General features: G+C 31.9%; 23 protein-coding genes and 5 pseudogenes. 14 read left to right on the top strand and 14 right to left on the bottom strand.

Annotated elements, in window-relative coordinates; translation table 11 throughout:
• Nucleotides 1–77: 77 nt before the first annotated feature.
• From mnmD to RH82_RS00480, 3 genes are read right to left on the bottom strand one after another with little or no spacing between them, the layout of a single operon-like run.
• Nucleotides 78–752 (bottom strand): tRNA (5-methylaminomethyl-2-thiouridine)(34)-methyltransferase MnmD, encoded by a 675-nt coding sequence (gene mnmD / locus RH82_RS00490; protein ID WP_034057185.1) that lies wholly within the window; start codon nucleotides 750–752, stop codon nucleotides 78–80.
• Between the two features lie 4 nt (nucleotides 753–756).
• Nucleotides 757–1200 (bottom strand): hypothetical protein, encoded by a 444-nt coding sequence (locus tag RH82_RS00485; RefSeq protein ID WP_034057184.1) that lies wholly within the window; start codon nucleotides 1198–1200, stop codon nucleotides 757–759.
• Nucleotides 1201–1707 (bottom strand): DUF4920 domain-containing protein, encoded by a 507-nt coding sequence (locus RH82_RS00480; protein ID WP_034057183.1) that lies wholly within the window; start codon nucleotides 1705–1707, stop codon nucleotides 1201–1203.
• 118 nt (nucleotides 1708–1825) lie between these two features.
• On the opposite strand from RH82_RS00480, the gene RH82_RS00475 reads away from it, so the two are divergent.
• Complete coding sequence (locus RH82_RS00475; protein ID WP_034057181.1) at nucleotides 1826–2893, top strand: branched-chain amino acid aminotransferase; 1068 nt, start codon at nucleotides 1826–1828, stop codon at nucleotides 2891–2893.
• 113 nt (nucleotides 2894–3006) lie between these two features.
• Here the strand turns inward: RH82_RS00475 and RH82_RS00470 are convergent, their stop codons facing one another.
• Entirely contained in the window at nucleotides 3007–3393 is a 387-nt protein-coding gene (locus tag RH82_RS00470) for a pyrophosphohydrolase domain-containing protein (protein WP_034057180.1), read from the bottom strand.
• Nucleotides 3394–3523: 130 nt separating this feature from the next.
• Between RH82_RS00470 and RH82_RS00465 the strand changes: the two genes are divergently transcribed.
• The 5 genes from RH82_RS00465 (at nucleotide 3524) to RH82_RS00445 (ending at nucleotide 7873) form a co-directional block, all read left to right on the top strand.
• Complete coding sequence (locus tag RH82_RS00465) at nucleotides 3524–3709, top strand: hypothetical protein (RefSeq protein WP_034057179.1); 186 nt, start codon at nucleotides 3524–3526, stop codon at nucleotides 3707–3709.
• Nucleotides 3710–3907: 198 nt separating this feature from the next.
• The gene (locus tag RH82_RS00460; RefSeq protein WP_034057178.1) at nucleotides 3908–4930 is read left to right on the top strand and encodes an SRPBCC family protein; all 1023 of its coding nucleotides are present in this window, start codon (nucleotides 3908–3910) and stop codon (nucleotides 4928–4930) included.
• Between the two features lie 2 nt (nucleotides 4931–4932).
• Nucleotides 4933–5298 (top strand): fluoride efflux transporter CrcB, encoded by a 366-nt coding sequence (gene crcB / locus RH82_RS00455; RefSeq protein WP_034057177.1) that lies wholly within the window; start codon nucleotides 4933–4935, stop codon nucleotides 5296–5298.
• 79 nt (nucleotides 5299–5377) lie between these two features.
• Nucleotides 5378–6409 (top strand): hypothetical protein, encoded by a 1032-nt coding sequence (locus RH82_RS00450; RefSeq protein WP_034057175.1) that lies wholly within the window; start codon nucleotides 5378–5380, stop codon nucleotides 6407–6409.
• Between the two features lie 12 nt (nucleotides 6410–6421).
• Complete coding sequence (locus tag RH82_RS00445) at nucleotides 6422–7873, top strand: T9SS type A sorting domain-containing protein (RefSeq protein ID WP_034057173.1); 1452 nt, start codon at nucleotides 6422–6424, stop codon at nucleotides 7871–7873.
• A gap of 48 nt (nucleotides 7874–7921) precedes the next feature.
• Here the strand turns inward: RH82_RS00445 and RH82_RS00440 are convergent, their stop codons facing one another.
• Nucleotides 7922–8524 carry a DUF1684 domain-containing protein gene (locus RH82_RS00440; protein WP_034057170.1) on the bottom strand — a complete coding sequence of 201 codons (603 nt, stop codon included), beginning with the start codon at nucleotides 8522–8524 and terminating at the stop codon, nucleotides 7922–7924.
• A 399-nt stretch (nucleotides 8525–8923) separates the two neighbouring features.
• Here RH82_RS00440 and RH82_RS19180 point away from each other — a divergent pair, with 399 nt between their 5' ends.
• The 3 genes from RH82_RS19180 to RH82_RS00430 are packed head-to-tail and all read left to right on the top strand — an operon-like array spanning nucleotide 8924 to nucleotide 10759.
• A complete protein-coding gene (locus RH82_RS19180; protein WP_394330717.1) occupies nucleotides 8924–9559 on the top strand; it encodes an MFS transporter in 636 nt (211 codons plus the stop codon).
• Between the two features lie 12 nt (nucleotides 9560–9571).
• Entirely contained in the window at nucleotides 9572–10141 is a 570-nt protein-coding gene (locus tag RH82_RS19175; protein WP_394330716.1) for an MFS transporter, read from the top strand.
• Between the two features lie 9 nt (nucleotides 10142–10150).
• Nucleotides 10151–10759 carry a hypothetical protein gene (locus RH82_RS00430; protein ID WP_156112377.1) on the top strand — a complete coding sequence of 203 codons (609 nt, stop codon included), beginning with the start codon at nucleotides 10151–10153 and terminating at the stop codon, nucleotides 10757–10759.
• On the opposite strand, the gene RH82_RS00425 is transcribed toward RH82_RS00430, so the two are convergent.
• Both RH82_RS00425 and RH82_RS00420 read right to left on the bottom strand, forming a co-directional pair.
• Nucleotides 10760–11230 carry an OsmC family protein gene (locus RH82_RS00425; RefSeq protein WP_034057166.1) on the bottom strand — a complete coding sequence of 157 codons (471 nt, stop codon included), beginning with the start codon at nucleotides 11228–11230 and terminating at the stop codon, nucleotides 10760–10762.
• A 169-nt stretch (nucleotides 11231–11399) separates the two neighbouring features.
• On the bottom strand, nucleotides 11400–14813 hold the full coding sequence (locus RH82_RS00420; protein ID WP_034057165.1) for a methylmalonyl-CoA mutase family protein: 3414 nt from the start codon (nucleotides 14811–14813) through the stop codon (nucleotides 11400–11402).
• A 203-nt stretch (nucleotides 14814–15016) separates the two neighbouring features.
• On the opposite strand from RH82_RS00420, the gene purU reads away from it, so the two are divergent.
• Nucleotides 15017–15865, top strand: coding sequence for a formyltetrahydrofolate deformylase (purU, locus tag RH82_RS00415; RefSeq protein ID WP_034057163.1), 849 nt, complete (start codon nucleotides 15017–15019; stop codon nucleotides 15863–15865).
• Nucleotides 15866–15995: 130 nt separating this feature from the next.
• The gene (locus tag RH82_RS00410; RefSeq protein WP_034057162.1) at nucleotides 15996–17096 is read left to right on the top strand and encodes an OmpA family protein; all 1101 of its coding nucleotides are present in this window, start codon (nucleotides 15996–15998) and stop codon (nucleotides 17094–17096) included.
• Nucleotides 17097–17133: 37 nt separating this feature from the next.
• Here RH82_RS00410 and RH82_RS00405 read toward each other — a convergent pair whose 3' ends face one another.
• Together RH82_RS00405 and RH82_RS00400 are read right to left on the bottom strand one after the other, a co-directional pair.
• Entirely contained in the window at nucleotides 17134–18243 is a 1110-nt protein-coding gene (locus RH82_RS00405) for a TlpA disulfide reductase family protein (RefSeq protein ID WP_081979143.1), read from the bottom strand.
• A 100-nt stretch (nucleotides 18244–18343) separates the two neighbouring features.
• Nucleotides 18344–19352 (bottom strand): annotated as a pseudogene (locus RH82_RS00400) (IS30 family transposase).
• 143 nt (nucleotides 19353–19495) lie between these two features.
• Between RH82_RS00400 and RH82_RS00395 the strand changes: the two are divergent.
• A pseudogene (locus tag RH82_RS00395) lies at nucleotides 19496–20202 on the top strand (DUF4197 domain-containing protein).
• 256 nt (nucleotides 20203–20458) lie between these two features.
• Nucleotides 20459–20656 carry a Lacal_2735 family protein gene (locus tag RH82_RS00390; RefSeq protein WP_034057159.1) on the top strand — a complete coding sequence of 66 codons (198 nt, stop codon included), beginning with the start codon at nucleotides 20459–20461 and terminating at the stop codon, nucleotides 20654–20656.
• Nucleotides 20657–20844: 188 nt separating this feature from the next.
• On the opposite strand, the gene RH82_RS00385 is transcribed toward RH82_RS00390, so the two are convergent.
• The 3 genes and pseudogenes from RH82_RS00385 to prfA all read right to left on the bottom strand — a co-directional run bounded on the left by RH82_RS00385 (nucleotide 20845) and on the right by prfA (nucleotide 23678).
• Nucleotides 20845–21636: an ABC transporter substrate-binding protein gene (locus RH82_RS00385; RefSeq protein ID WP_034057158.1), complete on the bottom strand. Its 792-nt coding sequence runs from the start codon at nucleotides 21634–21636 to the stop codon at nucleotides 20845–20847.
• A gap of 47 nt (nucleotides 21637–21683) precedes the next feature.
• A pseudogene (gene pyrF / locus RH82_RS00380) lies at nucleotides 21684–22508 on the bottom strand (orotidine-5'-phosphate decarboxylase).
• 93 nt (nucleotides 22509–22601) lie between these two features.
• Nucleotides 22602–23678 (bottom strand): annotated as a pseudogene (gene prfA, locus RH82_RS00375) (peptide chain release factor 1).
• A 110-nt stretch (nucleotides 23679–23788) separates the two neighbouring features.
• Here prfA and RH82_RS00370 point away from each other — a divergent pair.
• On the top strand, nucleotides 23789–24079 hold the full coding sequence (locus RH82_RS00370; protein WP_034057157.1) for a hypothetical protein: 291 nt from the start codon (nucleotides 23789–23791) through the stop codon (nucleotides 24077–24079).
• Here the strand turns inward: RH82_RS00370 and RH82_RS00365 are convergent.
• Both RH82_RS00365 and RH82_RS00360 read right to left on the bottom strand, forming a co-directional pair.
• On the bottom strand, nucleotides 24076–25017 hold the full coding sequence (locus tag RH82_RS00365; protein ID WP_034057155.1) for a DUF3078 domain-containing protein: 942 nt from the start codon (nucleotides 25015–25017) through the stop codon (nucleotides 24076–24078). The two genes, RH82_RS00370 and RH82_RS00365, sit on opposite strands and share 4 nt — an antisense overlap.
• Nucleotides 25018–25042: 25 nt before the next feature.
• A pseudogene (locus RH82_RS00360) lies at nucleotides 25043–26219 on the bottom strand (AIR synthase related protein).
• Between the last annotated feature and the right edge of the window lie 103 nt (nucleotides 26220–26322).

Here is a 26322-nt window from a genome sequence, read left to right as displayed (position 1 = left end):
ATAGCATACTATATAATTCTAGAAAGCATCATGAGGTTCCCATACTTTTTTCTATTGAAAAAGCTCGAAATAACAAACTACTCTTTAACAGCCCGAAGCATATGCCGTTTTCCCGGAGGCCCTTCAACTTTAGTAATTGTAAACCCTACCGAAATCATAGCACGACGCGCATGGCCTTGTGCACAATAAGTAACCAAGACACCATTTGGCTTCATGGCATTATACATGCTTTTAAAAACAGCTTCTGTCCATAGTTCTGGTTGCACTCGTGGACCGAAAGCATCGAAATAAACAATATCGAATTGATTTATATCTGTGATTTCAGAAAACTGCTTCTGCTGTTTCTTTACATTAAAATTATTAGAAATAGCAAAATCACTTTCCCATTTACAGTCATGAATAGCATTAAAAATGGCGTCGTGTTTTAATGTTTCAGTATAATTTAGGGCTTCTAATTCTTTTTGAGAAATAGGAAAACCTTCTACACCAACATAACTACAATTTAAGTTTAATGCTTCCGCTTTAATCGCGGTTAGAAAAGCATTTAATCCAGTACCAAAACCTATTTCTAAAATAGCGATTTGAGACTGTTTAGTATAACCTTCCGAAGCACAAAAAAAGGCTAAGCCATGTTTTAAATAAACATGCTCAGCCTCTTGTATTGCTCCATGTGTAGAATGGTATTGTTCATTCCACTCTGGTATATGAATGGTTGTAGAACCGTCTTCTGTGATTATTATTTTGCGTTCCAAAAAACTATTTAATTAGTAGTTTCTTAATTCTTGGTATTGGTCCTGTACATTCCGTTTGGTGACAAGAAATACATACACCTACTGCATTATTAAAACGCTCTTTTACAGGAAAAACAGATTCTGTATTAAAAACTTCTTGCTCTGCATCTATATATAACTTTGAAAAAGCGTCAAACTTTGCAGTCCTTTTCTTAAAATCTGAAAGTTCTGCTGTATGAATTTTTAAAAAATCTGAAGGAAATTCTTCAGGCATATTTCCTGCTAAAATGTCATTTTTAATGTTTTCATTTATGGCATAAAATTCATTCATGAGTATAGCCATTTCAGATGCCTCATACATATCATAAACCTTCTTTTCAGAAATGTCTTTTTGTTGTGCATTTGTATTAGAGTTGGAATTACAACTTAAAATAAAGGCAAAACTTATATAGCAAAGTATATATTTCATTTATTCTTCAATTAACAAAACACCATCTGCTTCAAAAGAATATGTTTTTTTAGATTCTGTTATGAGTGCAATTTCATCTGCAGATTTTCCTGCATCTTCTGCATAATGACGTAATTCGTCGACAGGCACTTCATTCACAAAGGCTTTACCATTAACTATTACCTCTTGTCCTGCGATGTTTTTAGGCATAAAGAAACCATAGTCTTTAAACTTAACCATAACCTGTTCGCCATTGTCTAAGTTTAATTTCATCCAACACCCTTTTGCTTGACAAACCTCTTCTACTTTAGCAATCATTTTGCTATCTATACTGTCGCCCATTTTCATTCCTTCATAATGTTTTACCATAGATTTTGAAACAATGGCATCGTCTGCAATAATCTCTTTTCCAAAAGACTTGTAATTTACAGCCATTTCCTTAGGCGTTTCAACAACCTCATTTTCTTGTTTTTCTCTACAAGCCACAAAGCTTAATAGTATTGCTAATGCTAGAATATAATTTTTCATTTTACTAAATTTTAATTAATTTGTTAATACTAATACAAAGATAGTATTTTAAGATGAATTTCTGATTTCTTAATTCTTAATTCTGTACTTTTGCAAGCGAAAAACACACAACATTTTCATGGTAAAAATAACTAAAGATCAAGTAGAAATCACTAAAGTAAAAAACTCAAAAATTGAAAGTATTGATTTTGACAATCTTGCTTTTGGTCAAGTATTTTCGGATCACATGTTAACATGCGATTATAAAGATGGCAAATGGCAACAACCAAAAATTGAGCCTTATGCTCCTATAACTTTAATGCCATCTGCTAAGATTTTCCATTACGGCCAATCTATTTTTGAAGGTATGAAAGCTTATAAAGACAGTAATAACGATGTGTTTTTGTTTCGTCCATTAGAAAATGTAAAACGATTAAATATTTCTGCAAAACGTTTATCTATACCAGAAATTCCTGAAGACTACTTTATGGAAGGTTTAAAAGCGCTTTTAGATTTAGAAAAAGATTGGATTCCTACTAAAGAAGGAAGCTCATTATATCTTAGACCATTTACTTTTGCAACTGGAGAAGGTTTTCATGCTTCACCAGCCGATGAGTATAAATTTATTATTGCTTGTGCGCCTTCTGGACCTTATTTCTCTGGAAAAGTAAAAGTCTTAATTGAAGAAACGTACTCGCGTTCTGCAAATGGCGGTGTTGGTTTTGCTAAAGCTGGAGGTAATTATGCTGGACAATTTTACCCAACACAATTAGCTAAAGAAAAAGGCTACCAACAAGTAATCTGGACAGACGATACATCCCACGAATATATTGAAGAAGCCGGAGCAATGAACGTTTTTGTGCGTATTAACGACACACTAATTACATCTCCTGTAAGCGACAGAATTCTTGATGGAGTAACTCGAAAAAGTATTTTAGATATTGCTAAAATGGAAGGTATAAATACAGAAGTAAGAAAAATAAAAGTAAGCGAACTTGTTGAAGCTGCAAAAAACGGTAGCTTAAAAGAAATATTTGGTGCAGGAACTGCAGCAGTAATTTCTCCAATTTCTGGTTTTGGGTTTAGAGATACAGATTTCGATTTACCAGAATTAGAACATACTTATGCTAGTCAATTAAAAGAACGTATTGTAAAGATACAAACCAACAAAACGGAAGACCCTTTTGGATGGAGAGTTAAGTTATAATCGTTAGTAAACGGGTATACAGTAGGCAATAATACTTACGCGAATAAATAGAAATAAAAAAGCAGCCAAAGGCTGCTTTTTTATTATCAACAAATTAAACAATCAACTTTATTCTATTTGTCTAAAATCACCTTAATATTTGGCTTAAAATAGTTTGGGCCTTTTAAAACCTTACCGTCTTCTCTATAAATTGGTTGTCCGTCTTCACCCAATTTACTCATGTTACTACGTTGTATTTCGCTAAAAACTTCCTCTATTTTGTGCTGCATACCATGTTCAATAATGGTTCCACATAAAATGTAAAGCATGTCTCCTAAAGCATCTGCAACCTCTACTAAGTCGTTATTATTAGCAGCCTCTAAATACTCTTCATTTTCTTCTTGCATTAAATTAAAACGCAAAGTGTTTTTAGGATTTCCTAAATCGGCTTTTGGCGATTCTAAGTGTCCTATTTTAAATGCTGTATGAAATGCCTTTACTGCTTCTATTTTATTTCTCATGGGTTCTTTAGTTATTGTTTTTTATCTTTCAAATGGAACATTCCTAAAATTATACTATTTAAATCAGGAATGTTTCATTGAAATCCATTTTTACTACTTGTAATCGTTATTTTTGCATAAAAATAATACTATGTTTAGTACAGGACAATTAATATTCGCCATTTGTTTTGCAATTGTATTTATTACAGTAATAATTTACACCTATAGAAAGGACTTAAAACTACACAAACAACATTACAAAGGTACCATTTGGGTATTGCTCGCCTTCATTTCATTTATTGGCCTTATTGCTGCTATTAAATATATTTATAAATAAGAAATTATTATTTAATAGAAAAATGTTTTATTTCATCCTTTAAATTAGAACCTAATGTAGTTTCTATATGCACTTTTCTTAAGTGTGATTATTCTGAATTAAATCTATCTGTTTTAGTGCTTTCTCCACTAAGTAAAGACATTTCATCTCTTTCTTATTTATATTCTATCTTTGATAATAATTATTCCATAAAAAATAATGAAAGCCATAAAATATATTTTCTTCCTTATTCTTATCGCTATTATTGCATTAGCTATATACATTGCAGTGCAACCTAATGAATTTTCAGTTACAAGAACGCGAACAATAAATGCACCAGCAGCTGTTATTTATAATAATGTTAACGATTATAAAAATTGGGCTTCGTGGTCGTCTTGGGTAGAAAAAGATCCTGAAATAAAAATTATACTGCCAGAATTGACTAAAGGTGACGGATCAAGCTATACTTGGCAAGATAAAAATGGTTTAGGAACTATGAGAACTGTTGAAACAAACGCTAATAAATCCATTAGTCAAATCATGCAAATAGGAGAATATCCAGAATCTCAAGTGTCTTGGAAGTTTAAACCAAATGCAGATGGAGCTACCGATGTAACATGGAATATCTCAGGAAAAAATTTACCTTTCGACTTTAAAACTTACAATGCTTTTAATGGAGGAATGGAAAAACAAATTGGCCCAGATTACGAACGTAGTTTAGAAAAACTAGACAGTATTGTTATTTCTGATATGAAAAAATTTAGCATTGTAGTTGATAAAGAGACAACACAACATAGTGGTGGTTTCTATATCTATAATACTGCTGAAACAACTTTTCAAGATTTTCAAACTAAAATGACCACAATGCTACCTGAAGTAATAGCTTATGCCAATAAAAACAATATTACTATGTCTGGCGCTCCTTATATTTTATATCACAAATGGGATGAAGCCAATAACGCCATTATGTTTTCTTGTTGTGTACCAACAACCTCTCGTGTAATAACAACTGGCGGAGAAATTTTAACCGGACAATTAGCGCCTTTCAAGGCGGTAAAAACTACTCTAAATGGAGATTATAGTCATTTAAAAGAAGCTTGGGAGAAAGCTATGAAAGCTATTAACGATAGTGGTTTAGAACAAAACGAAAATGGACCAACTCTAGAGGCTTATTTAAACACTCCAATAAACACACCTAATCCAGCAGATTTAAAAACCGAAATCTACATAGCAGTAAAATAAACATGAAGAATATACTCCTAGTTTTTATTGGTGGTGGTTTTGGTAGTGTACTACGCTATCTTTTAGGTAAGTTTTTAAATAATACTGAAACCGGAATACCGTATGGTACTTTTGTATCTAATATTTTAGGGAGTTTATTTATAGGTATTATTTTAGGTTTAGCGCTTAAAAACAATTCACTAACACAAAACCATACGTTGCTTTTAGCCACTGGTTTCTGTGGTGGCTTTACTACGTTTTCATCCTTTGCTTACGAAAACCATATATTCTTAAAAACTGGAGATTTCACGAGCTTTGCATTTTATACTATAGCCAGTTTTGTTGCTGGTTTTCTGGCTGTTTTCCTTGGTATTTTTATAGTAAAATAAAATATACGACGTTCTGCGTATGTTCTGGCGTTCAGATAATTAAGACTTTTGACATTATAAATCATAAAACTTAATTATCATGAAAAAATTTATTCTAGTTATCGCTTTACTTGCAGTAAGCTTTACAAACGCTCAAAACATTTTAATTGTAGATAACAATACAAATGTTGACACCACACCTTCTCATATGTACAGTACTTTTGCCACTGCCAATACAGCTGCAGCTACTGGAGATATTATTTATGTACAACCTTCAGCTACAAGCTATGGTAACATTAATATAAGTAAAGAAGTTACTATTTATGGTGTTGGTCATACACCAGAATTGAATGCAGGACGACGTGCTACTTTTGGCCTTATTAATGTTGCCTCGAATAATGTGAAAATTAGCGGAATCCGAACAACAGCACATATTCAATCTGTTAGTGCTAGATCAAATATCACTATTGAAAACTCTATTATTAGCACTTCTATTAATTTTAATACTGGAGTTACTAACGCTTCAATTCAAGGTAATATTGTTTTAGGAGGTATTACTCTACACAGTACAACAAGTACTAACATTACAATTACTCATAATTTCTTTGATACAGTTGCAGTAAACGGTTTATCTGGATTTAATAGTTCAACTATTTTTAATAATAACCTTATTACATTTGCTGGTGTTACAACACAATCTTTTTTTAGTTCGCCAATCGATTTAGTAGCACAAAACAATATTTTTGTATCAACAAGTAGTTTTCATGCTGCTAACTGGCAAACTGGATCTTCTCCTGTAATCTTCAACAATTGCTTAAGCTATAGTTATCAAGGCACGACTCTTGGCCTTTTAAATGGTACTGGAAATTTTGATAATACAAATCCACAATTTGTAAGTATTCCAGGAACAAACCCTAGTATTAATGTAGATAACGACTATAACATTGGTTCTGGTTCACTTGGAACAGATGGAAATGAAGTTGGTCTTTTTAGCGGGTCTTACGATTTTGACAATAGAGGCTATCCAACAATTTTACCATATTTAGAGGAAATGACCATTAGTAATAATATGGTTCAAGCTGGAACACATTTAAATGTGAATCTAAAAGCGAACGCTAATAAAACAAACTAAAACTTAAACACAATGAAAACATTATATACATTATTATGTTGCTTTTGTGTTGGAGTTACGTTAGCGCAATCGGACATTGCAAGTGTGGAATACTTTATTGATACAGATCCAGGCATTGGCTTAGCAACAACTGTAGATATTGTTCCAGATGCCGAAACTATAGATCAAAATTTTAGTATATCAACCTCTGGATTATCACTTGGTACACATAGATTATTCATTAGAGCCATAAATTTTGATGGTAATACAAGCATGTACGAACATAAAACCTTTAGAATTGCTCCAGCTGTTGTAAATAACACTAACGATATTGTTGAAGCTGAGTATTTTTTTAATCAAGATCCAGGAATTGGTTTAGCAACAATTATAGATTTAGTAGATGCTGAAACTATTGATGAAGCCTTAACGATTTCTATTGCAAGTTTATCTGTTGGAACACATCGTTTATTTGTGCGTGTTAAAAACAGTGCTAATAAATGGAGTTTATACGAACATAAAACCTTTAGAATTGCTCCAACTGTTGTAAATAACACTAACGATATTGTTGAAGCTGAGTATTTTTTTAATCAAGATCCAGGAATTGGCTTAGCAACAACTATAGATTTAGTAGATGCTGAAATTATTAATGAAGCTTTAACTGTTTCAACTTCAAGTTTACCCATTGGAACACATCGTTTGTTTGTGCGTGTTAAAAACAGCACTAATAAATGGAGTTTATATGAACACAAAACTTTTAGAGTTGCTCCACCTGTAGTAACCAATACTAGCGATATTGTAGAAGCTGAATATTTTTTCAATCAAGATCCAGGAATTGGGATAGCAACAACTATAGACTTAGTAGATGCTGAAAGTATTAATGATGCCTTAACGGTTTCAACTTCAAGTTTACCCATTGGAACACATCGTTTATTTGTGCGTGTAAAAAACAGTACTAATAAATGGAGTTTATATGAACACAAAACTTTTAGAGTTGCTCCACCCATTGAGATCAATACAGCTAATATTGTAGCTGCCGAATATTACATAGATGTAGATCCTGGTTTTGGGAACGCAACAACACTTGCCATTTCTGGTGAAATATTAGATGACAATTTAGTGATTCCAACTTCCGAAAGTATGGCTCAAGGTGATCATTATCTGCACATTCGTGTTCAAAACACCAATGGCACTTGGTCTTTATATGAGAGCACACTTTTTGAATTAGATGGCACTTTAGGCGTTAGTTCTGAAACGCTTTCTGAGATAAACATATATCCTAATCCAACTTCAGATTATATCAATATTAAGACACCAAATACTATTCAAATTAAATCAATAATACTAATTGATATGAACGGTAAAGTAGTGATAAGTTCACAAAATCAGATTGAAAAAATAAACATATCACATTTACAACAAGGTGTATATTTATTGCAAATTCATACTGATAATGGAAGTTTATCTAAACGAATTATTAAAAAATAGATTTTGTTAGTTAGTAATTAAGGCACCTACTATTCTTGTTAGGTGCTTTTATTTTTTAAACACCTTTACTCCTGCTTCAACGCTCACATCTAAAGAGTTTTCCAGAGGAACAATAGGGCAAGAATATTTTTCGTTATAAGCACAATAAGGGTTATAAGCTTTATTAAAGTCAATAATTATAGTCGTATCTTCTGGTATTCTTAAATCTATATAGCGTCCGCCACCATAACTCTCTTCTCCATTTGTATTATCAGAAAAAGGAAGAAATAAATAATCCTCAAAACCATCTTTCTCCATTAAATCTTGACCTTGATAAATTTTCAAACTAAACGCTAGATCTTTAATTTCAAAAGTTAAAACACCATAAACACGTTCTTTTGAGACTCTATTTGTTGTTGTTTTCATCTGAAACCATTTCGAATCTGGAATTCTTTTTAAGGTCGCATTTACAACATAGGTAGAATCGAATTTATAAAAATCTAAAGCTTTAAAAACCTTTCTATCCTTTTCTTTTAAAGGCGATTTAGAAGCATCTTTAAAGTCTGCATTTTGTTCGCGTTGCCATTCTGTATCTCCTAATAGCGACTCTTTTTTTTGAGCGCAGCTTAAAGCTGAAATAAATAACACTAAAAGTATAATCTGTTTAGTCATAATAAAATTGAGGCTCTGTTATATTAATTATTTGAATTAAGTGATGGATTAAAACTAGTACTCATATTAGATTTTTATGATTCTAACAAATCTAAAGATAAGGCGTCAAAAGCTTTAGCTTTAGAACGTGTATTATCATTTTATCTTTTCAAAAGTACAACTTAAAATATTTTTGTGTAGCTTTGGCACATCAAAAGATAAAAAATGAATCTGGTCATTACATATTATAAGCAAAAAACCTCTTGTAGAAATACAAAGTGGGCTTACTATATTATATGATGATCTAAATATCAATTTATACAATATTAAAAGTCCAACTTCGTAGTTGGACTTTTTTATTTTAAGTCTATCACGAATTAAACTTTTAGCAAATGACATAAACAGAAAACCAACCAAACAATGAAAAAACTATACGGCAATTACATAGACACCTTCAAAGGACTCTCTCGAGAAGTTTGGTGGCTCGCATTAATAACTTTTATTAATCGTGCTGGTACAATGGTAATTCCATTTTTATCAATTTATCTAACAGAAGACCTAAATTTATCTTTAGAAAATGTTGGTTGGATTATGACGAGCTTTGGTTTAGGATCTGTAGTAGGAACATGGATTGGCGGAAAATTAACAGACTCTATTGGCTTTTATAAAGTTATGGTAGGTAGTCTGTTTCTAACGGGCTTATTATTTATTGGAATTCAGTATTTAAAAACATTTGAGTCTTTAGGTATTGGCATCTTTTTACTTATGATAGTTGCTGATACTTTTAGACCTGCAATGTTTGTAGCAATGAGTACCTACAGCAAACCAGAGAACAAAACAAGAAGTGTAACACTAATACGTTTAGCAATAAACCTTGGTTTTTCGGCAGGTCCAGCTTTAGGTGGATTAATTATTACTACTTTGGATTATTCTGGTTTATTTTGGACAGATGGCATTACTTGTATACTAGCAACATTTGTTTTATTTAACGTATTGAATCCAAAGAAAACAGTGGTTCATGATAAAATGAAAGTTGAAAACCCAAAATCTGCTTAGACCGATAAAGCTTTGATTATTTTCTTTTTTGCCATGCTAGTTTTTGCTGTAATATTTTTCCAGTATTTTTCTGCAATGCCATTATATTATAGAGATGTTCATTTAATGACTAAAATTGAAATTGGATTACTGTTAGGCGCAAATGGATTTTTTATATTTCTATTCGAAATGCCCCTAATAAGTTGGTTAGAAAAAAGTAAATATAGTAAGGTTGGTTTAATATTATTTGGAGCTATTTTAACCGGTTTAAGTTTCCTTGTTCTAAATTTAACAACATGGTCTGGTATATTAATAATTGGAATGCTATTAATGACGATTGGAGAAATGATAGCATTTCCGTTTTCAAATTCATTTGTTATGGATCTTGCAAAAAAAGGGAATCAAGGCGAATATATGGCAATGTACATTATGTCTTTCTCTGTTGCTAGCGTTTTTGGTTTTAATGCTGGATTACAAATAATATCTGGAATTGGCTTTAATAACACTTGGACAATAATGACTGCATTGGCAGGTTTATGTGTACTTTTATTATTTATATTGAAAGTATATATGAAGAAGAAAAAAATTAAAAATGAAATTTAATAATTTTATATGAAGAATATTTCAATCTATTTATTTGCTATTTTAATGTGTTTTAATTGTTCTTCTTCAAAAAATGCAGATGAAGATTCTGCTAACAAACTCAGTAAGAATCGATACTTTAAAAATGTTAATACTGAATATAATGAAAGTTATAAAAAATCTATTGAAGAATTTTATGGCTATTTTAATTCTAAAAACTTAAAATTAATACAAGAAAAACTTCAAATAGATTCTTCAAAAAAAATAGATTTCACTAAAACTATATTAATAGAATACATGCAAAATGGTAAAAATTGTATAATTGAAGGAAACAAAGGTTATGGAATAGTTCTCAATAATATTAAAAACGGCACTATTGGTATTACTAAGCTTTACAACATAGAAAGTTTTTTAATATTCTCTCCCAAGTTTTTTCAAAGCAATTATCTAAATGAAGATGATAAATGGATTCTTGACAAAAATTTTTACAAGGAAAATATATTTATAGAAGACAAAAATTGTGCAGCATTTATTATAATTAAACCTAATGGGGATTATTATTTACGTTATGGAGAAGATGCAGGTAGTCAGGTTTCAAAAATGTTAGAAAAAAAGAAATGGCGAAAAATTAAAAGATAATTAAACTATTATAGTTGCCTTGTGAGATACTGTAAAATTGCAAGAATTAGCTATAAAACAAAGTGCGTTTGCCTTATTATGCAGCCTTAAAGCAAGTTCTTTTTGGTTAGCATTCTTTATGATTACTACTGGTTTTAGCCTAACGGTTTTAAAACTACCGCTTCCAGATGACTTGACTTCTAAATCACCTTCAGATTGATCTGTATAACTTAGTACTTCAATATTATGCTGTGCGCAAACGTATAAATAAGACATCATGTGGCAAGATGTTAAAGCAGACAACAATAAATCTTCAGGATTATATAACGAGTCGTCTCCTCTAAATGGCTTAGCGGCAGATATTTGTAAAGGGCTAGTTTTATTAGCTATTGTAACTTCATGATTTCGGCTAAAAGTTCTTGGGTTAAAAGTACTTTCACCTTGATTTATTGCCCAGTTAACGGTTGCTTTGAAGGTGTGATTTATTGACATACTATTTTTAATTTAAAGTAAAAAAAGCGTTTCACTACGAAACGCTTTTTTGTTATTTATTGAGATTCTTCGCTTTGCCCTGAATGACAGTATTTCTGTGAGATCCCAAAATAAATTTGGAATAAGCGATTCACTCAATTTTTATGAAAAATAAAAATTGGATCTCTGCTTACATGTTTCTTCTATACTGTCCTCCTACTTCAAATAACGAAGCCGTAATTTCGCCAAGTGAACAGACTTTACAAACTTCCATTAGGGCTTCAAAAATATTCTCGTTGTTAATCGCTTTCTTTTGAAGTTCTTTTAACATCGCTTTTGTATCATGCGCTTTATGTAAATGCTCCAATGTTTTAATTTGGAATTGCTTTTCTTCTTCGGTTGCACGAATAACTTCTTTTGGAATTACTGTTGGCGAACCTTTAGAACTTAAAAAGGTATTCACACCTATTATTGGAAATTCACCGTTGTGTTTTAAAGTTTCGTAATACAAGCTTTCCTCTTGGATTTTAGAACGTTGATACATCGTCTCCATAGCACCTAAAACGCCTCCTCTTTCTGTAATACGATCGAATTCTGTTAATACAGCATCTTCTACTAAATCGGTTAATTCTTCAATTATAAAAGAACCTTGAATAGGGTTTTCGTTTTTAGCCAATCCTAATTCTTTATTTATAATTAACTGTATTGCCATAGCACGACGTACAGATTCTTCGGTAGGTGTTGTAATCGCTTCATCGTAAGCATTTGTATGCAACGAGTTACAGTTATCGTAAATAGCATATAATGCTTGTAAGGTTGTACGAATATCGTTAAAGTCGATTTCTTGAGCATGTAAGCTTCTACCAGACGTTTGAATGTGGTACTTCAACATTTGCGCTCTAGAGTTTGCACCATATTTGTGCTTTAATGCTTTAGACCATATTTTTCTAGCCACACGACCTATAACAGAATATTCTGGATCGATACCATTCGAGAAAAAGAACGATAAGTTTGGCCCAAATTTATTAATATCCATGCCGCGACTTAAGTAATACTCTACATAAGTAAATCCGTTAGATAATGTTAATGCTAATTGCGTGATTGGATTTGCGCCTGCTTCTGCAATATGATACCCAGATATTGAAACCGAATAGAAGTTACGCACATTATTATCTATAAAATATTCTTGTACGTCGCCCATTAAACGCAACGCAAATTCAGTTGAAAATATACAGGTGTTTTGTGCTTGATCTTCTTTTAAAATATCTGCTTGAACCGTTCCACGAACTTGAGCAATAGTATTCTTTTTAATTTCTGCGTAAATGTCTGCTGGTAATACTTGGTCAGCTGTTACTCCTAATAGCATTAAACCTAAACCGTTGTTTCCTTCAGGCAATTCGCCATTGTAACTTGGTCTTTCTTTACCTTTATATAGTTTAGCAATTTTCGCTTCTACTTCTTTTTCTAGTCCTTTTTCCTTAATATAGAATTCACTTTGCTGGTCTATGGCTGCGTTCATAAAGAAACCTAATAACATTGGAGCTGGACCATTAATGGTCATACTTACCGAGGTCATTACATTTGCTAAATCGAAACCAGAATAGAGCTTTTTAGCATCGTCTAAACAGCAGATTGAAACGCCTGCATTACCAATTTTACCATAGATATCCGGACGCAAATCTGGATCGTTACCGTAAAGTGTTACACTATCGAAAGCTGTAGACAAACGCTTAGCTGGCAAACCTGCACTTACATAATGAAAACGTCTGTTAGTACGTTCTGGACCACCTTCACCTGCAAACATTCTTGCTGGATCTTCTCCTGTTCTTTTAAAAGGATATAATCCTGAAGTGTATGGGAATTCTCCAGGTACATTTTCTTGTAAACACCATTTTAAAATATCTCCCCAAGCTTGATACTTTGGTAAAGCTACTTTTGGAATATCAGACTGTGATAATGATTTTGTATGTGTTTCTATTTTAATTTCCTTATCTCTAACTTTAAAAGTATAGATAGGGTTTTTATATTTATTTACTTTATCACTCCAACCAGTAATTACTTCCCAATTGTATGGATCTAAGTTTAGTTTTACACGGTCGAATTCTCCAACTAATAGTTTTACGAAATCTTTATTATCTTCAGTAGACTGAATAGATTCTGATGCAAGACCCGCTTTATCCAATTCTGGTTTTACCTCTAAAACAGATTCTAATGTTTTATATATCCCGAAAAGTCTTTGCGCAACTTCAACTTGTTTTGAAGCTGTTTTATCGTACCCACGATTGCTTTCAGCTATTTCAGAAAGGTAACGTGTTCTACTTGGCGGAATGACAAAAATCTTTTCGCTCATTTCCGTTGAGATTTCGAAAGTCGATTTAAGATCAGACTCTGTTTTCTCAACTATCTTATCCATAATCGCTTTGTACAGCGTATTCATTCCTGGATCGTTAAACTGCGATGCAATTGTGCCATAAACAGGCAAGTCGTCTTGATGAACATCCCAAAGATGATTGTTACGCATGTATTGTTTTTTTACATCACGTAAAGCATCTAAAGAACCACGTTTATCGAATTTGTTAATGGCTACCAAATCGGCAAAATCAAGCATATCAATTTTCTCCAATTGTGTTGCAGCACCAAATTCTGGTGTCATAACATACAATGCAACATCACTGTGCTCCATAATTTCGGTATCACTTTGTCCAATACCAGAAGTTTCTAAAATTATAATATCGTATTCCGCAGCTTTTAAAACTTGTACTGCTTCATTTACATATTTTGATAATGCTAAATTACTTTGACGTGTTGCTAAACTTCGCATATAAACACGCGGAGAGTTAATAGCATTCATGCGTATTCTATCTCCTAAAAGTGCACCTCCTGTTTTACGTTTTGATGGATCTACAGAAACTAAACCTATAGTTTTCTCTGGGAAATCGATTAAAAATCTACGCACTAACTCATCTACTAAAGACGATTTCCCTGAACCTCCAGTTCCTGTGATTCCTAAAACTGGTGTTTTAGAATTTTTATTCTTCAGATGAATTTTCTCTAAAGCGCTTTTTGCTACTTCTGGAAAGTTTTCTGCCGAAGAAATAACACGTGCTATAGCTTTTGCATTTTTTGAAGGCAGCAATGCTACCTCTCCATTTAATGTATCACCAACAGCAAAATCTGATTGTTCAACCAAATCGTTAATCATACCTTGCAATCCCATTTCACGACCATCGTCTGGCGAATAAATTCGAGAAATACCATAATCCATTAAGTCTTTAATTTCCGAAGGTAAAATAACGCCTCCTCCTCCTCCAAAGATTTTAATATGTTCTGCTCCTCTTTCTTTTAAAAGGTCGTACATATATTTAAAATACTCATTGTGACCTCCTTGATAAGATGTTAAGCATATAGCATTTGCATCCTCTTGAATGGCTGTGTTTACGACCTCATCGACACTTCTATCATGCCCTAAATGGATAACTTCAACGCCTGTAGATTGGATAATACGTCGCATAATATTTATGGATGCATCGTGACCATCAAACAAGGCTGCTGCTGTAACAATTCTAACTTTATATTTTGGTTTGTAAGGTGTTGCTTGTATCATTCGGAAAATATAATCGGATTTAAGTCTGCAATTTACGGAATATTCAAAAAAATAGATGTAAAATCTACAATTATCTAATACTATAATCTAATAAAAGTATACTCCCATTTTTGTATTACCTTAGATTAACAATTGATTATAAGAATCCCGACTTACTGAAATTAATTAAACATAAATCTCGGAAATGAAAGAACCAATTTTCTATGAAAAAAGTTACATTACAAATACATTGCAAAGACCAATCTGGAATTATTGCAACAGTCACTAATTTTATTGCAAATAACAACGGAAACATTGTCTATATAGACCAACATGTTGATAGAGAACAGAATATATTTTTTATGCGATTAGAAAGTGAGTTCACCTCCTTTTCAATGGAAGGCTTTCAATTAAATTTTAAAACTGAATTAGCTGAACGGTTTAATATGAAATGGCGTATTTATGATGCTGAAGAGAAACCTAAAATGGCATTGTTTGTTTCTAAATACGATCATTGTTTGTACGATTTGTTGGGTCGATATAATTCGAGCGAATTACATTTAGAAATTCCTTTTATATTAAGTAACCACGAGACTTTAAAACCTATTGCAGATAGTTTTAATATTCCGTTTTACCATATCCCTGTAACTAAAGACACCAAAGTTGAAGCTGAAACACAACAACTAAAGCTTTGTAAAGATCATGGTATAGATTTTATTGTTTTAGCACGTTACATGCAAATTGTGTCTAATAAAATTATTAGCCTCTATCCTAATAAGGTTATAAATATTCATCATTCGTTTTTACCAGCTTTTGTTGGTGCTAAACCATATCATTCTGCATATAAACGTGGTGTTAAAATTATTGGAGCAACAAGTCATTATATAACCAAAGAATTGGATGCTGGACCAATTATAGAACAAGATGTAGAACGTGTGTCTCACACTTATACTATTAAAGATTTAATTGCTAAAGGTCGTGACCTAGAAAAGATTGTATTAGCGAATGCTATAAAACTACACATAAAAAGAAAAGTGATGGTGTTTAATAATAAAACCGTTATTTTCTCCTAGTTATGTTTACCCTTTAAAAAAGCTCATTAATATTAATTATGATTATTTTAACATTTTATTAAATTTATTCCTAAATTTGTGATTAAACGACTATATTAAATATAGTTAATAAATTATTTAAACAATTATTATGAAACAAAAACTATTTCTATTCTTATGCTTGGTTGCAAGTTCAGGTTATCTTCAAGCTCAAGGACTACCAACAAATCCTGAACCAGGAAAATGTTATGTTAAATGTATTACTAAAGATACTTTTAAGGAAGTAACAGAAACTTTACAAGTGTATCCAGCTTATACAACTTTAACAGTTGTTCCAGCAACTTACAAAACTGTTGAAGAGACTGTTTTAGTAAAAGAAGCTACAGAAAAGCACACGTACACACCAGCAACTTACGAAACTGTAGATGTAACTTATATAAAAAAAGAAGCGCGTACAGATTTAAAAGTTATACCAGCTTCTTTTGGTAAAAGTTCTAAAAATTATGAAACGTATCCTACTACTTCTGGATGGGAATACAAGGTTTTAGAAGATTGCCCATCTGTAAACAAAGATGATTGTGTTGCTGCTTGTTTTGTTGAATACCCTTCACAATTTAGAGATGTTCCTTTTACTACGTTAGCAGGTGATGCTAGTACAAGTACAATTCCTGTGCCTGAGCAAATGTCATCTTACAAAAAACGTATTATTAAAACACCGGCTCGTATGGAGAAAACTGTTATTCCTGCGGAGTATAAAACAATTACTAGTATTGTTGTAGATACACCAACTTCTACTACAAGCAATACAGTTGCAGCTAAAACAGATACAGTTACAAGAACTGTTCTTGACAAAAAAGGTGGTATTACAACTTGGGAAGAGGTTAATTGTGAGTTATTAGACCCAAACTTATTACCTATATTTTATGAACTTGATAGTGCTCGTTTAACACCTGCTTCTAAGAAAATTATTGATGAGAAATTATTACCAATCATGAATGATTCTAAAGTAAGTGTAGAAATCATGTCTCATACAGATTCTAGAGGTAATGATGATTACAACATGTCTTTATCACAACAACGTGCTAACTCTGTTGTTAACTACTTAGTATCTAAAGGCATTTCAAGAAGCAGATTATCTGCTCGTGGTTACGGTGAGTCAAGTTTAACTAACCGTTGCTCTAATGGTGTAGAATGTGCCGAATCACAACACCAAAAAAATAGACGTACTGAGTTTAGAGTGATTAACAACTAATATTTAGTATTACAAGTTATAAAAAAAAGACACCTTTTTAAGGTGTCTTTTTTGTTATAGTATATTGCTTGTAAGTACCAAGCTGTTTTTTGGCTATAAGACCATAATTGTCTAACAAATCTGTTTGCATAAGATTATAAAACCTATGATGAATTTGCCAATCATGTTGTAAATCATCAACTGTTCCGTTTAATGCTACAATAGGTATTTCTAATACTTTAGATAATTGGTACAGCACATCATTAAAAGTAACGTTATCTGCTTGTATTTGTGAATCATCAATAAGATATTTTGCTATGTTTTTCCCCCAATCTATTTGTTGTGTGTCCCAAAACTGAAATTGTGATACATCTAAGGATAACACATCACCTTCTTTTTCATTATAAAAATAATCTAAATTAAGCGCTTTCAAAATGTTATACTTAGCATTGCCATTGTTCTTAAAGTAAACTTTATAAGTTTTATTTAAATGTGATGGCACTTTAACTTGACTATTAAGTACTTTTAGTTGACTTGCCATAATACTTTGTAAATCGCCTTTAAGTATCGTAAAATCTTTAATTTGATTTATTTCTAGAGTTTCAACAACTTCATTTTTAAGTATTTTAATTTCAAAGTCTTTTTTAGGTAAATACGTAGGAACTACTTTTTCTTCTTTAACTTTAACTGTTTTTATAACTTTGTTAATGGCACTTGTTTTGGTGTTTTGACGTAAGAATCTGTCTAAATCGGCTTGCTTAAAATCTGTAGGATTACCTTTCCACAATATGGAGCCTTCTGCATTAATTAAAATACCATCTGGCAAAGCTCTAATCTTGTTTTTTGAAAATGTTTCACCTTCATAATCAATAGCTACAGCTAAATCTGTTGGATGTTTTACTAAAAAGCGCTTCACTTTTTCAGGGTTTTCTTCAGTTAATGAAATGATATAAAACCGATCTGGATTTTGTTGTTGCAAAACTCCTAAATATTCTGAAGCATACACACATGGCCCACACCAGGTTGCCCAAAAATCTATAAAAAATAATGAATTTTCTGTGCCATTTGCAATTTTTGAAGCTTGTATGATTTCAGAAAAACGCATTTGGCCATTACTTGATATGGGTAAAATGCAGATTAAAACTAAAAGATATTTATATAAATTCATTTTTTTGTTTTGTAGTTCACTAACTATTATCAACTATTGTGCTAAAATAGTGTTTTATAGTAATTATTTATTTATTGATGCTTTTTAAAGTTTGCTGAATTCAACCCATAAGTGCAACACACTTATTTTTTAGGACTTCAATTCGGTTATTATAATTAAACTTTCTAATGGGTCTGTAATTTAGTAATTTTTCTACTTCTTTTATTCTCTTGACAGATACTTCTCTAAGGTGTGTTTTCTTAGGAAAAAACCTTCTTATCACACCTATTCTATTTTCCACTGTTCCTTTGTCTTGAGAGGCATAAGGTCTTGTAAAATATGTTTTTGCATTCACATCTTTTGCTATTTTATGATGATAGGCAAACTCTTTTCCATTGTCAAATGTTATTGTTTTTATCCAAGATGCGCTAAAACATGTAAGTCTTTCATTCATCTTTCTATAAACTTCATCTGCATTTTTACTGCTGAGTTTTTCTATCATAGTAACCAATGTTGCTCTATCTGTCATCACTAGTAATGCTGATTTATGGTTATTGCCCATCATAAGGTCAACTTCTATGTCGCCAATACGTAAACGTTTTTCTACTACCTTGGGTCGCTTGTCAATACCCACACGACCAGTAATTGCAACACGTTTATCTTTGATATTATTTCTCTTTTGCCTCCTACCTGTGTGGCGTAGATGCTTATGTAATTTTTTATAAGAGCTATGTTTTCTATGATTGCTATGCTTTGCAGTCCATATCCATTTATAAATAGTTTCGTGGCTCACACAAACTTCTGACTCCTTACTAAGCCGCTTTGCTATGAGTTCAGGTCTCCATTTTTCATACTCCATCAAGCCAGCAATTCGCTTTTTGAGGGCTTCTGTCAATAGAATATACTTGGGCTTATTGCAATGTCTTTGCTCAGTTTTTTGTTGAGCGTTCTTTGCTATATAATTACCAGCTGTTGTACCTCTACTTGGTGTGTTACTCTTTAATCCTCTCGATACCGTGCTTTTATGAAAACCGATGATCTGCGCAATTTGAGTAATAGTTATTCCTGTCTCTAATAATGCAGAGATTTGATACCTTTGTGACAAGGCTTAATTGTTTATAATGTTTCATTCAAAACGAATATAAATATTGAGCCTAAAATAGATGGAGCTAGCCCCATCTATTTTAAATATTCGTGTTGCACTTATAACTTGAACTTAGATTTCAATTGCAAGTACTAATTAAATTATATATTTGTAACAAATAATGACATTATGTTTAAAAGATTATTAGTTTTTGTAGCTGTTTTAAATTTAACTGCTTGCGCAGAATTACAGCAGGTTGTAGACCAATTACCTCAAGGTGGTGGAGGTATTTCTCAATTAGATATTGGTAACGGATTGCGACAAGCACTTGATTTAGGTATAGAAAAGCAAGTCAGTAAACTGACTTTAAAAGATGGTTTTTACAAAAATGAATTAGTAAAAATTTTACTACCCGAAGAATTGAAAAAGGTAGATAAAGCATTAAGAAATATTGGCCTTGGAAGCTTAGCCGATGAAGGTTTAAAAGTACTAAACCGTGCGGCAGAAGACGCCGTAAGCCAAGCAACTCCTATTTTTATTGATGCAGTAAAGGGTATTACTTTTAACGATGCTAAAACAATTTTATTAGGCAACAAAGATGCTGCAACTCAATATTTAAACGGAAAACAAAAACTGCACTTTATGCAAAATTTAATCCTGTGATTAAAAATAGTTTTGCTAAAGTTGGTGCAGATCAAATTTGGTCGAATTTAATTAATAAATACAACGCAATGCCTTTTACTAATAATGTAAATCCAGATTTAACAGATTATGTTGCGAATCAGGCTTTACAAGGTGTTTACAGAATGATTGCCGTTGAGGAATTAGAGATTAGAGAAAAAGTATCCTCTAGAACAACAGGCTTATTGCAAAAGGTTTTTGCTTTACAGGATTAAAAATGGCATACTCTAAATCATACCTATTATTAATATTAAGCTAAAGTTTAGTTAACATAAAATAATAGTAATTAATATACTTTTACTGTTCAAGTTCAATACTCCATATTTACTTGAGTTAGTTTATTTGAATAAAATTATTGCCAATCTTGAATTCAAGATTGGCTTTTTATTTTTAAAAATACTCAAAATAAAACACAACTTGCTTATTACCAATATTTAACGTACATTTATTTGACTAATTGACAAGTCAAACATGAGCAGAAAAAATTTATTAAAATCACATCAACAAAAACTAAACAAGCGTTATAAGCAATTAGTAGAACAGGCATATAATTTAAGGGAAACAGATCATGCATTTAGTGATGACTCTGAGTATAAAGCCATGAAATTGTTGCACAAATTAAACCAGATTAGGTTTCTATCAAGAGATAATTCTCAACCCATAATATAAAAATTAGCATTATTTTTCTATAAAAACGTCTAAGTAGATAAATTCCACGTATTTATAAAAAGGAAACTATGAGTACACATTTTTGTAAAGTTGGAAGAATAATACCTAATTTAAATAAGTCATTTAATTTAAAGACAATTAAAGAAAGACTATCCAGTCTTTAGAAGTTGTGCGTAATAAAAACACTGCTAAAGGTTTTGACGTAGCGTCTTAAAGTAACTAAAAGACATAATAAGTCGAGATCCATACCACGAAAACAGTTCTCCATCTACAAATATTGTTTTTGCTTGATGGGAAACACTACCAATCTCGAAAGCGTGTTCGTCTTTAAATGGGTAAGGTTCACTAGACAACAATACTATTTCTGGATCGCCTTCTAAGCACAATTTTTTTAATTCTATTTCTGGATAACGTTCTCTATTTTTATAAATATTATCGAATTTATTAAGTTCTAATAAATGATTTATAAATGTTCCATTTCCTGCTGCCATCCATGGATTTCTCCATATAAAATAAGCAACCTTTAACGTCGGTTTATCTTTTATAAATGTTTTAAAATCTTGTAAATTGAAACTGATTTTATCTGAAATTTCTAATGAACTTTTTCGTTTATCGAAGATAATACCGTATTGATTAATAACCTCCAGACAATGTTCTATAGTTGCAATATCTGAAACATGAGTGTTACAAATAGCTTCACAAGTTTCTACTATTTCTTTTGTGTTTTCTTCTTTATTACAAAGAATAATATCTGGATTGAGTGCTTTTATTTTTTCAATATTAATTTGCTTTGTACCTCCAACTAATTTTTTTGTGCTTTTAGCATGCATTGGATGTACGCAGAATTTTGTAATACCTACTATAGAATCTTCCAGACCTAAATCGAAGAGTAATTCGGTTTGGGAAGGCACAAGACTTACAATTCGCTTTGGAGTTGAAGTTATGGTTAGTGCTCTATTTATTTGATCGGTAATTATCATTATTGAGATTCTTACGTCGCTATCACTCCTGAGAATGACATTACGTTTTAGCTTTTACTTAATATCACTTCCATTTGCTTTTGTAATTCCTGTGCTTTATTAGCTGCTTCCTGAGCAAAATCTTCATCTTGTGAAGCATAAATAATACCTCTTGAAGAATTTATTAGTAATCCAACATTCTCAGTAGTCATTCCATATTTGCAAACCTCTTGTAAATTTCCGCCTTGTGCTCCCACTCCCGGAACTAACAAGAAACTGTTTGTAATAATTTTTCTAATATCTGCAAAATATTCTGCCTTTGTTGCACCAACAACGTACATTAAATTTTTAGCATTTTTCCAGCTTTTAGACGTTTCTAAAACCTGCTTATACAATTCTTTACCTTCTACATTTTTTGTTTGAAAATCGAATGCACCTTCGTTAGATGTTAACGCTAGCATGATCGTATGCTTATTTTTAAAGGCAAGAAAAGGCTCTACAGAATCTTTCCCCATATAAGGCGCAACAGTTACACTATCGAAAGCTAAATCCTCGAAAAAAGCTTTTGCATACATTGTGCTTGTATTGCCAATATCTCCACGTTTTGCATCTGCTATTGTAAAAATATCTGGATTGATTTTTTGTTTAAGTATTTTGATTGTTTTTTTCTAATGCTTGCCAACCTTTTATTCCATAAGCTTCGTAGAATGCTGTGTTAGGTTTATAGGCTACACATAAGTGGTGCGTGGCATCAATAATGGCTTTATTGAATTCGAAGATTGGGTCTTCGGTTTCTAATAAATGTTTAGGGATTTTATGTAAATCGACGTCTAACCCAATACATAGGAAAGAGTTCTTTTTTTAATTTGAGATGTTAGTTGTTGTGTTGTCATTTTCGAAAATTGTGGATTCCGCATCACTCGCGGAATGACAAATAATTTAACTTTATATGATAAAAAAGCCTCTTAAAAAAAGAGGCTTTAAATTTACATTATATCACTGTTAGCCTTTAATTTCTCGGTATTATCGGCAAGCATTAATTCATCTAATATTTTTTGAATATCGCCATTTACAATGTTCTGTAAATCGTAAAGTGTTAATCCAATTCTATGGTCTGTTACACGACCTTGAGAATAGTTATACGTTCTAATTTTAGCACTTCTATCTCCAGAAGTTACCATGGTACCTCTTAAAGCGGCATCTTCCTCATTTTCTTAGCCAATTCTAAATCGTATAAACGCGAACGTAATACTTTAAAGGCTTTCTCCTTATTCTTGTGTTGCGATTTCTGATCTTGACATTGCGCCACTAGTCCTGTTGGTGTGTGCGTTAAACGCACTGCAGAATAGGTTGTGTTTACAGATTGTCCACCAGGTCCAGACGAACAGAAAAAATCGATTCTTACATCTTTTGCCTCAATTACGACATCAAATTCTTCGGCTTCAGGAAAAACCATTACAGTTGCTGCACTTGTATGCACACGTCCTTGAGTTTCCGTTTGTGGAACACGTTGAACGCGGTGAACTCCTGCTTCAAATTTTAAAGTTCCGTAAACATCATCTCCAGAAACTTCAAATTGTATTTCTTTAAATCCGCCATTTGTACCTTCACTATAATCTACAGTATCTACTTTCCAGCCTCTGCCTTCACAGTATTTACTATACATTCTAAATAAATCTCCTGCAAAAATACTTGCTTCGTCTCCACCAGCTCCTGCGCGTAATTCTACAACAGCATTCTTAGCATCTTGAGGTATCTTTTGGAATTAAGAGGACCTTTATTTCGTCTTCTAATAATGGAATTTCAATTTTAGCTTCGTCGTATTGCATTTTAGCCATTTCGACCATTTCTGAGTCGCTACCATCTGCAATTATCTCTTCAGCTTCAGCTAAATTATTTGTCTGCTCTATATACAACTCACGCTTATCCATTAACAAACGTAAACTCTTATATTCTCTAGTTAGCTCAACATAAAGTTTTTGATCTGAAATAATATCCGGTTGAATGATTAAATCACTCACCTCATCAAAACGTTGTTTTACTATTTGTAATTTATCTAACATCTATATCTAAAATTGTGTAACAAAAATACGATAATTTATCAACTAGCAATGGTTTATAACGTGTTTCAAGTTTTGAAAAATAATTGCTAAAAAATTACGTTGTATTCTATATGCTAAACAAATTTCGTGCGATACTATATTATTACAGACCACTTGCCATTTGGTCTTTTGCTGTTACATTATTACTTACTGTTTATAATCCAGGAATTGTTGGCGCTTTATTAACAAAACTGTTTTTAATGGCTTTGTTTTGGTTAATGATTAACGATAAAGGCATTAGAAAGAAGTTGAAATTCTATAAAATGGTTGGTGTATCTAATTTTAGATTAGTAGTAATGCTGTATATAATTGATTGTTTTCTTACTTGTAGCTTCTTGTTATTAATAAAAGGTTTTATTTAGAATTCCATTGTAACACCTACTCCTAAAAGCTGCTTCCATTGTAATTTGGCACCTCTTCCTACAAACACATCTACAACATCTGTTTCTTCTTGAGTTTTAATATCATTATCATATCTAATATGCGATCCTAGAGTAGCCTTAACATAGTTATTAACTTTAAAATCAAAAATCACTTCCCAATCGATGTCCATATTGCCAAAACTATTGAAATAATCGGTATATACACTAAATTGATTTCTGATGTGAATATTTTCAAACACTTCGGCTTCGTAAGTGTTTGTTACTAACAAACCCATTTCTGTTCTAGCATTTTCCCCCTTTTTAATTCTGTTTTGTAACGCATCATATTCTGCTGCTTGCACACCAAAAGATCCTGAGTCTGCTAAATCTTGATCTAAAACAAATGTTCCTTTAAAGGTTAATGGTGAGAAATAAAAGGAGAATCTCTCTAAATTTTTACCATATTCTACTCCTCCTCCAATAAATAGATAGCCAGGAGCCATAAAACGTGAAATTGGATTGTCTCTATTTGGATAATTAAAACCCTTTGAATACTGTGTTTTAAAATTTAGTCTTCCAGAATAATACCAATTGGTTAAAGTATCTTTTCTAAATCCAATAGTTGAAATTAACTCAAATTCGTCTTCCGTTTTTCTTAGTTTCTGACTTTCTTGTTTATTAACACCATAACGTGTTCTAATATAGCTTATCCAAATAAGGTTATCTTTCTTGTATCGTAAACTTGAAAACACATTAAAAAGTGCTGAAACAGAATTACTTCCACCTGCATTCCAATTAACAAATGTAACTTCATTAAGATCTAAGCCTGCTCTATTTATTTGCACCCATTTTGCAGTGTCCAAAACCTTGACAACTGAATCTTGAGCTTTTACAGCTTGAAAAGAGAATATAAAAAGAAACAACAAACAGAATCTCATTTTATTATGTTTTATAAAAGTGTAATTAATAAATAAATGTCCCGAATGGGCTCTCTATAGTAAGTTTTTTATCTTCTGAAGCTTCAACTCTTCCAACAATTTGAGCATTAACATTAAAAGATTTAGAAGTTGACATAATTTCATCGGCTATTTCAGGTGAGACATACACTTCCATTCTATGACCACAATTAAACACTTGATACATTTCTTTCCAGTCTGTTTCAGACTGTTCTTGTATTAATTTGAATAAAGGCGGAATTGGAAACAAATTATCTTTTACTATATGTAAATTATCTATAAAATGAAGTATTTTAGTTTGTGCTCCTCCAGAACAATGTACCATTCCATGTAAAGTTTCAGAATTAAACTTTGATAAAATTCTTTTATTATTGGAGCATAAGTTCGTGTTGGAGACAACACTAACTTCCCTGCATTTATTGGACTATTTTCTACCGCATCTGTTAGTTTCACTTGTCCTGAATACACTAAATCTTCTGGCACTGCAGCATCAAAACTTTCAGGATATTTTTTGCTAAATAATTATCAAACACATCATGTCGAGCAGAAGTTAAGCCATTGCTTCCCATGCCACCATTGTATTCTTTCTCATAAGTAGCCTGACCAAAACTTTCTAGTCCAACAATTACATCTCCTGCTTTTATATTAGCATTATCGATAACATGGCTACGTTTCATTCTAGCTGTAACAGTCGAATCTACAATAATTGTACGCACTAAATCACCAACATCTGCAGTTTCTCCTCCTGTTGAATGTATGGTAACACCAAATGTTTTTAAATCTTCTATAAGTTCTTCTGTCCCGTTAATTATAGCGGAAAGGACTTCTCCAGTAATTAGGTTTTTATTTCTCCCAATAGTTGAAGACAACATAATATTATCTGTTGCACCAACACATAATAAATCGTCGATATTCATAATTAAAGCATCTTGAGCGATACCTTTCCAAACTGATACATCTCCAGTTTCTTTCCAATACATATAAGCTAAAGCACTTTTTGTTCCTGCACCATCTGCATGCATGATTAAGCAATAATCTTCATCATTAGTAAGGTAATCTGGAACAATTTTACAAAACGCCTTTGGAAACAAGCCTTTATCTATGTTTTTATAGCATTGTGCACATCTTCTTTTGAAGCTGAAACACCTTCTTTGACTGTAACGTTTACTTATTTCCGAACTCATAGTTGTGTATTAAGGTGCAAAGATAGTTTTATTAGTAGTTATACTCTAAATCACGATTAAAAAAAATAATTATCAATATATACAACTCATCATTTATAACTTA

The sequence above is a fragment of the Lacinutrix jangbogonensis genome (assembly GCF_000797445.1).
Classification (GTDB): Bacteria; Bacteroidota; Bacteroidia; order Flavobacteriales; family Flavobacteriaceae; genus Lacinutrix; species Lacinutrix jangbogonensis.
This window is presented reverse-complemented; position numbering and strand designations above follow the sequence as displayed.

Excerpts from the sequence above, each read along its gene's own strand:
- RH82_RS00485 (WP_034057184.1), bottom strand. The coding sequence starts at position 1,200 with ATGAAATATATACTTTGCTATATAAGTTTTGCCTTTATTTTAAGTTGT.
- RH82_RS00480 (WP_034057183.1), bottom strand. The coding sequence starts at position 1,707 with ATGAAAAATTATATTCTAGCATTAGCAATACTATTAAGCTTTGTGGCT.
- RH82_RS00475 (WP_034057181.1), top strand. The coding sequence starts at position 1,826 with ATGGTAAAAATAACTAAAGATCAAGTAGAAATCACTAAAGTAAAAAAC.
- RH82_RS00470 (WP_034057180.1), bottom strand. The coding sequence starts at position 3,393 with ATGAGAAATAAAATAGAAGCAGTAAAGGCATTTCATACAGCATTTAAA.
- RH82_RS00465 (WP_034057179.1), top strand. The coding sequence starts at position 3,524 with ATGTTTAGTACAGGACAATTAATATTCGCCATTTGTTTTGCAATTGTA.
- RH82_RS00460 (WP_034057178.1), top strand. The coding sequence starts at position 3,908 with ATGAAAGCCATAAAATATATTTTCTTCCTTATTCTTATCGCTATTATT.
- crcB (WP_034057177.1), top strand. The coding sequence starts at position 4,933 with ATGAAGAATATACTCCTAGTTTTTATTGGTGGTGGTTTTGGTAGTGTA.
- RH82_RS00450 (WP_034057175.1), top strand. The coding sequence starts at position 5,378 with ATGAAAAAATTTATTCTAGTTATCGCTTTACTTGCAGTAAGCTTTACA.
- RH82_RS00445 (WP_034057173.1), top strand. The coding sequence starts at position 6,422 with ATGAAAACATTATATACATTATTATGTTGCTTTTGTGTTGGAGTTACG.
- RH82_RS00440 (WP_034057170.1), bottom strand. The coding sequence starts at position 8,524 with ATGACTAAACAGATTATACTTTTAGTGTTATTTATTTCAGCTTTAAGC.
- RH82_RS19180 (WP_394330717.1), top strand. The coding sequence starts at position 8,924 with ATGAAAAAACTATACGGCAATTACATAGACACCTTCAAAGGACTCTCT.
- RH82_RS00430 (WP_156112377.1), top strand. The coding sequence starts at position 10,151 with ATGAAGAATATTTCAATCTATTTATTTGCTATTTTAATGTGTTTTAAT.
- RH82_RS00425 (WP_034057166.1), bottom strand. The coding sequence starts at position 11,230 with ATGTCAATAAATCACACCTTCAAAGCAACCGTTAACTGGGCAATAAAT.
- RH82_RS00420 (WP_034057165.1), bottom strand. The coding sequence starts at position 14,813 with ATGATACAAGCAACACCTTACAAACCAAAATATAAAGTTAGAATTGTT.
- purU (WP_034057163.1), top strand. The coding sequence starts at position 15,017 with ATGAAAAAAGTTACATTACAAATACATTGCAAAGACCAATCTGGAATT.
- RH82_RS00410 (WP_034057162.1), top strand. The coding sequence starts at position 15,996 with ATGAAACAAAAACTATTTCTATTCTTATGCTTGGTTGCAAGTTCAGGT.
- RH82_RS00405 (WP_081979143.1), bottom strand. The coding sequence starts at position 18,243 with ATGAATTTATATAAATATCTTTTAGTTTTAATCTGCATTTTACCCATA.
- RH82_RS00390 (WP_034057159.1), top strand. The coding sequence starts at position 20,459 with ATGAGCAGAAAAAATTTATTAAAATCACATCAACAAAAACTAAACAAG.
- RH82_RS00385 (WP_034057158.1), bottom strand. The coding sequence starts at position 21,636 with ATGATAATTACCGATCAAATAAATAGAGCACTAACCATAACTTCAACT.
- RH82_RS00370 (WP_034057157.1), top strand. The coding sequence starts at position 23,789 with ATGCTAAACAAATTTCGTGCGATACTATATTATTACAGACCACTTGCC.
- RH82_RS00365 (WP_034057155.1), bottom strand. The coding sequence starts at position 25,017 with ATGAGATTCTGTTTGTTGTTTCTTTTTATATTCTCTTTTCAAGCTGTA.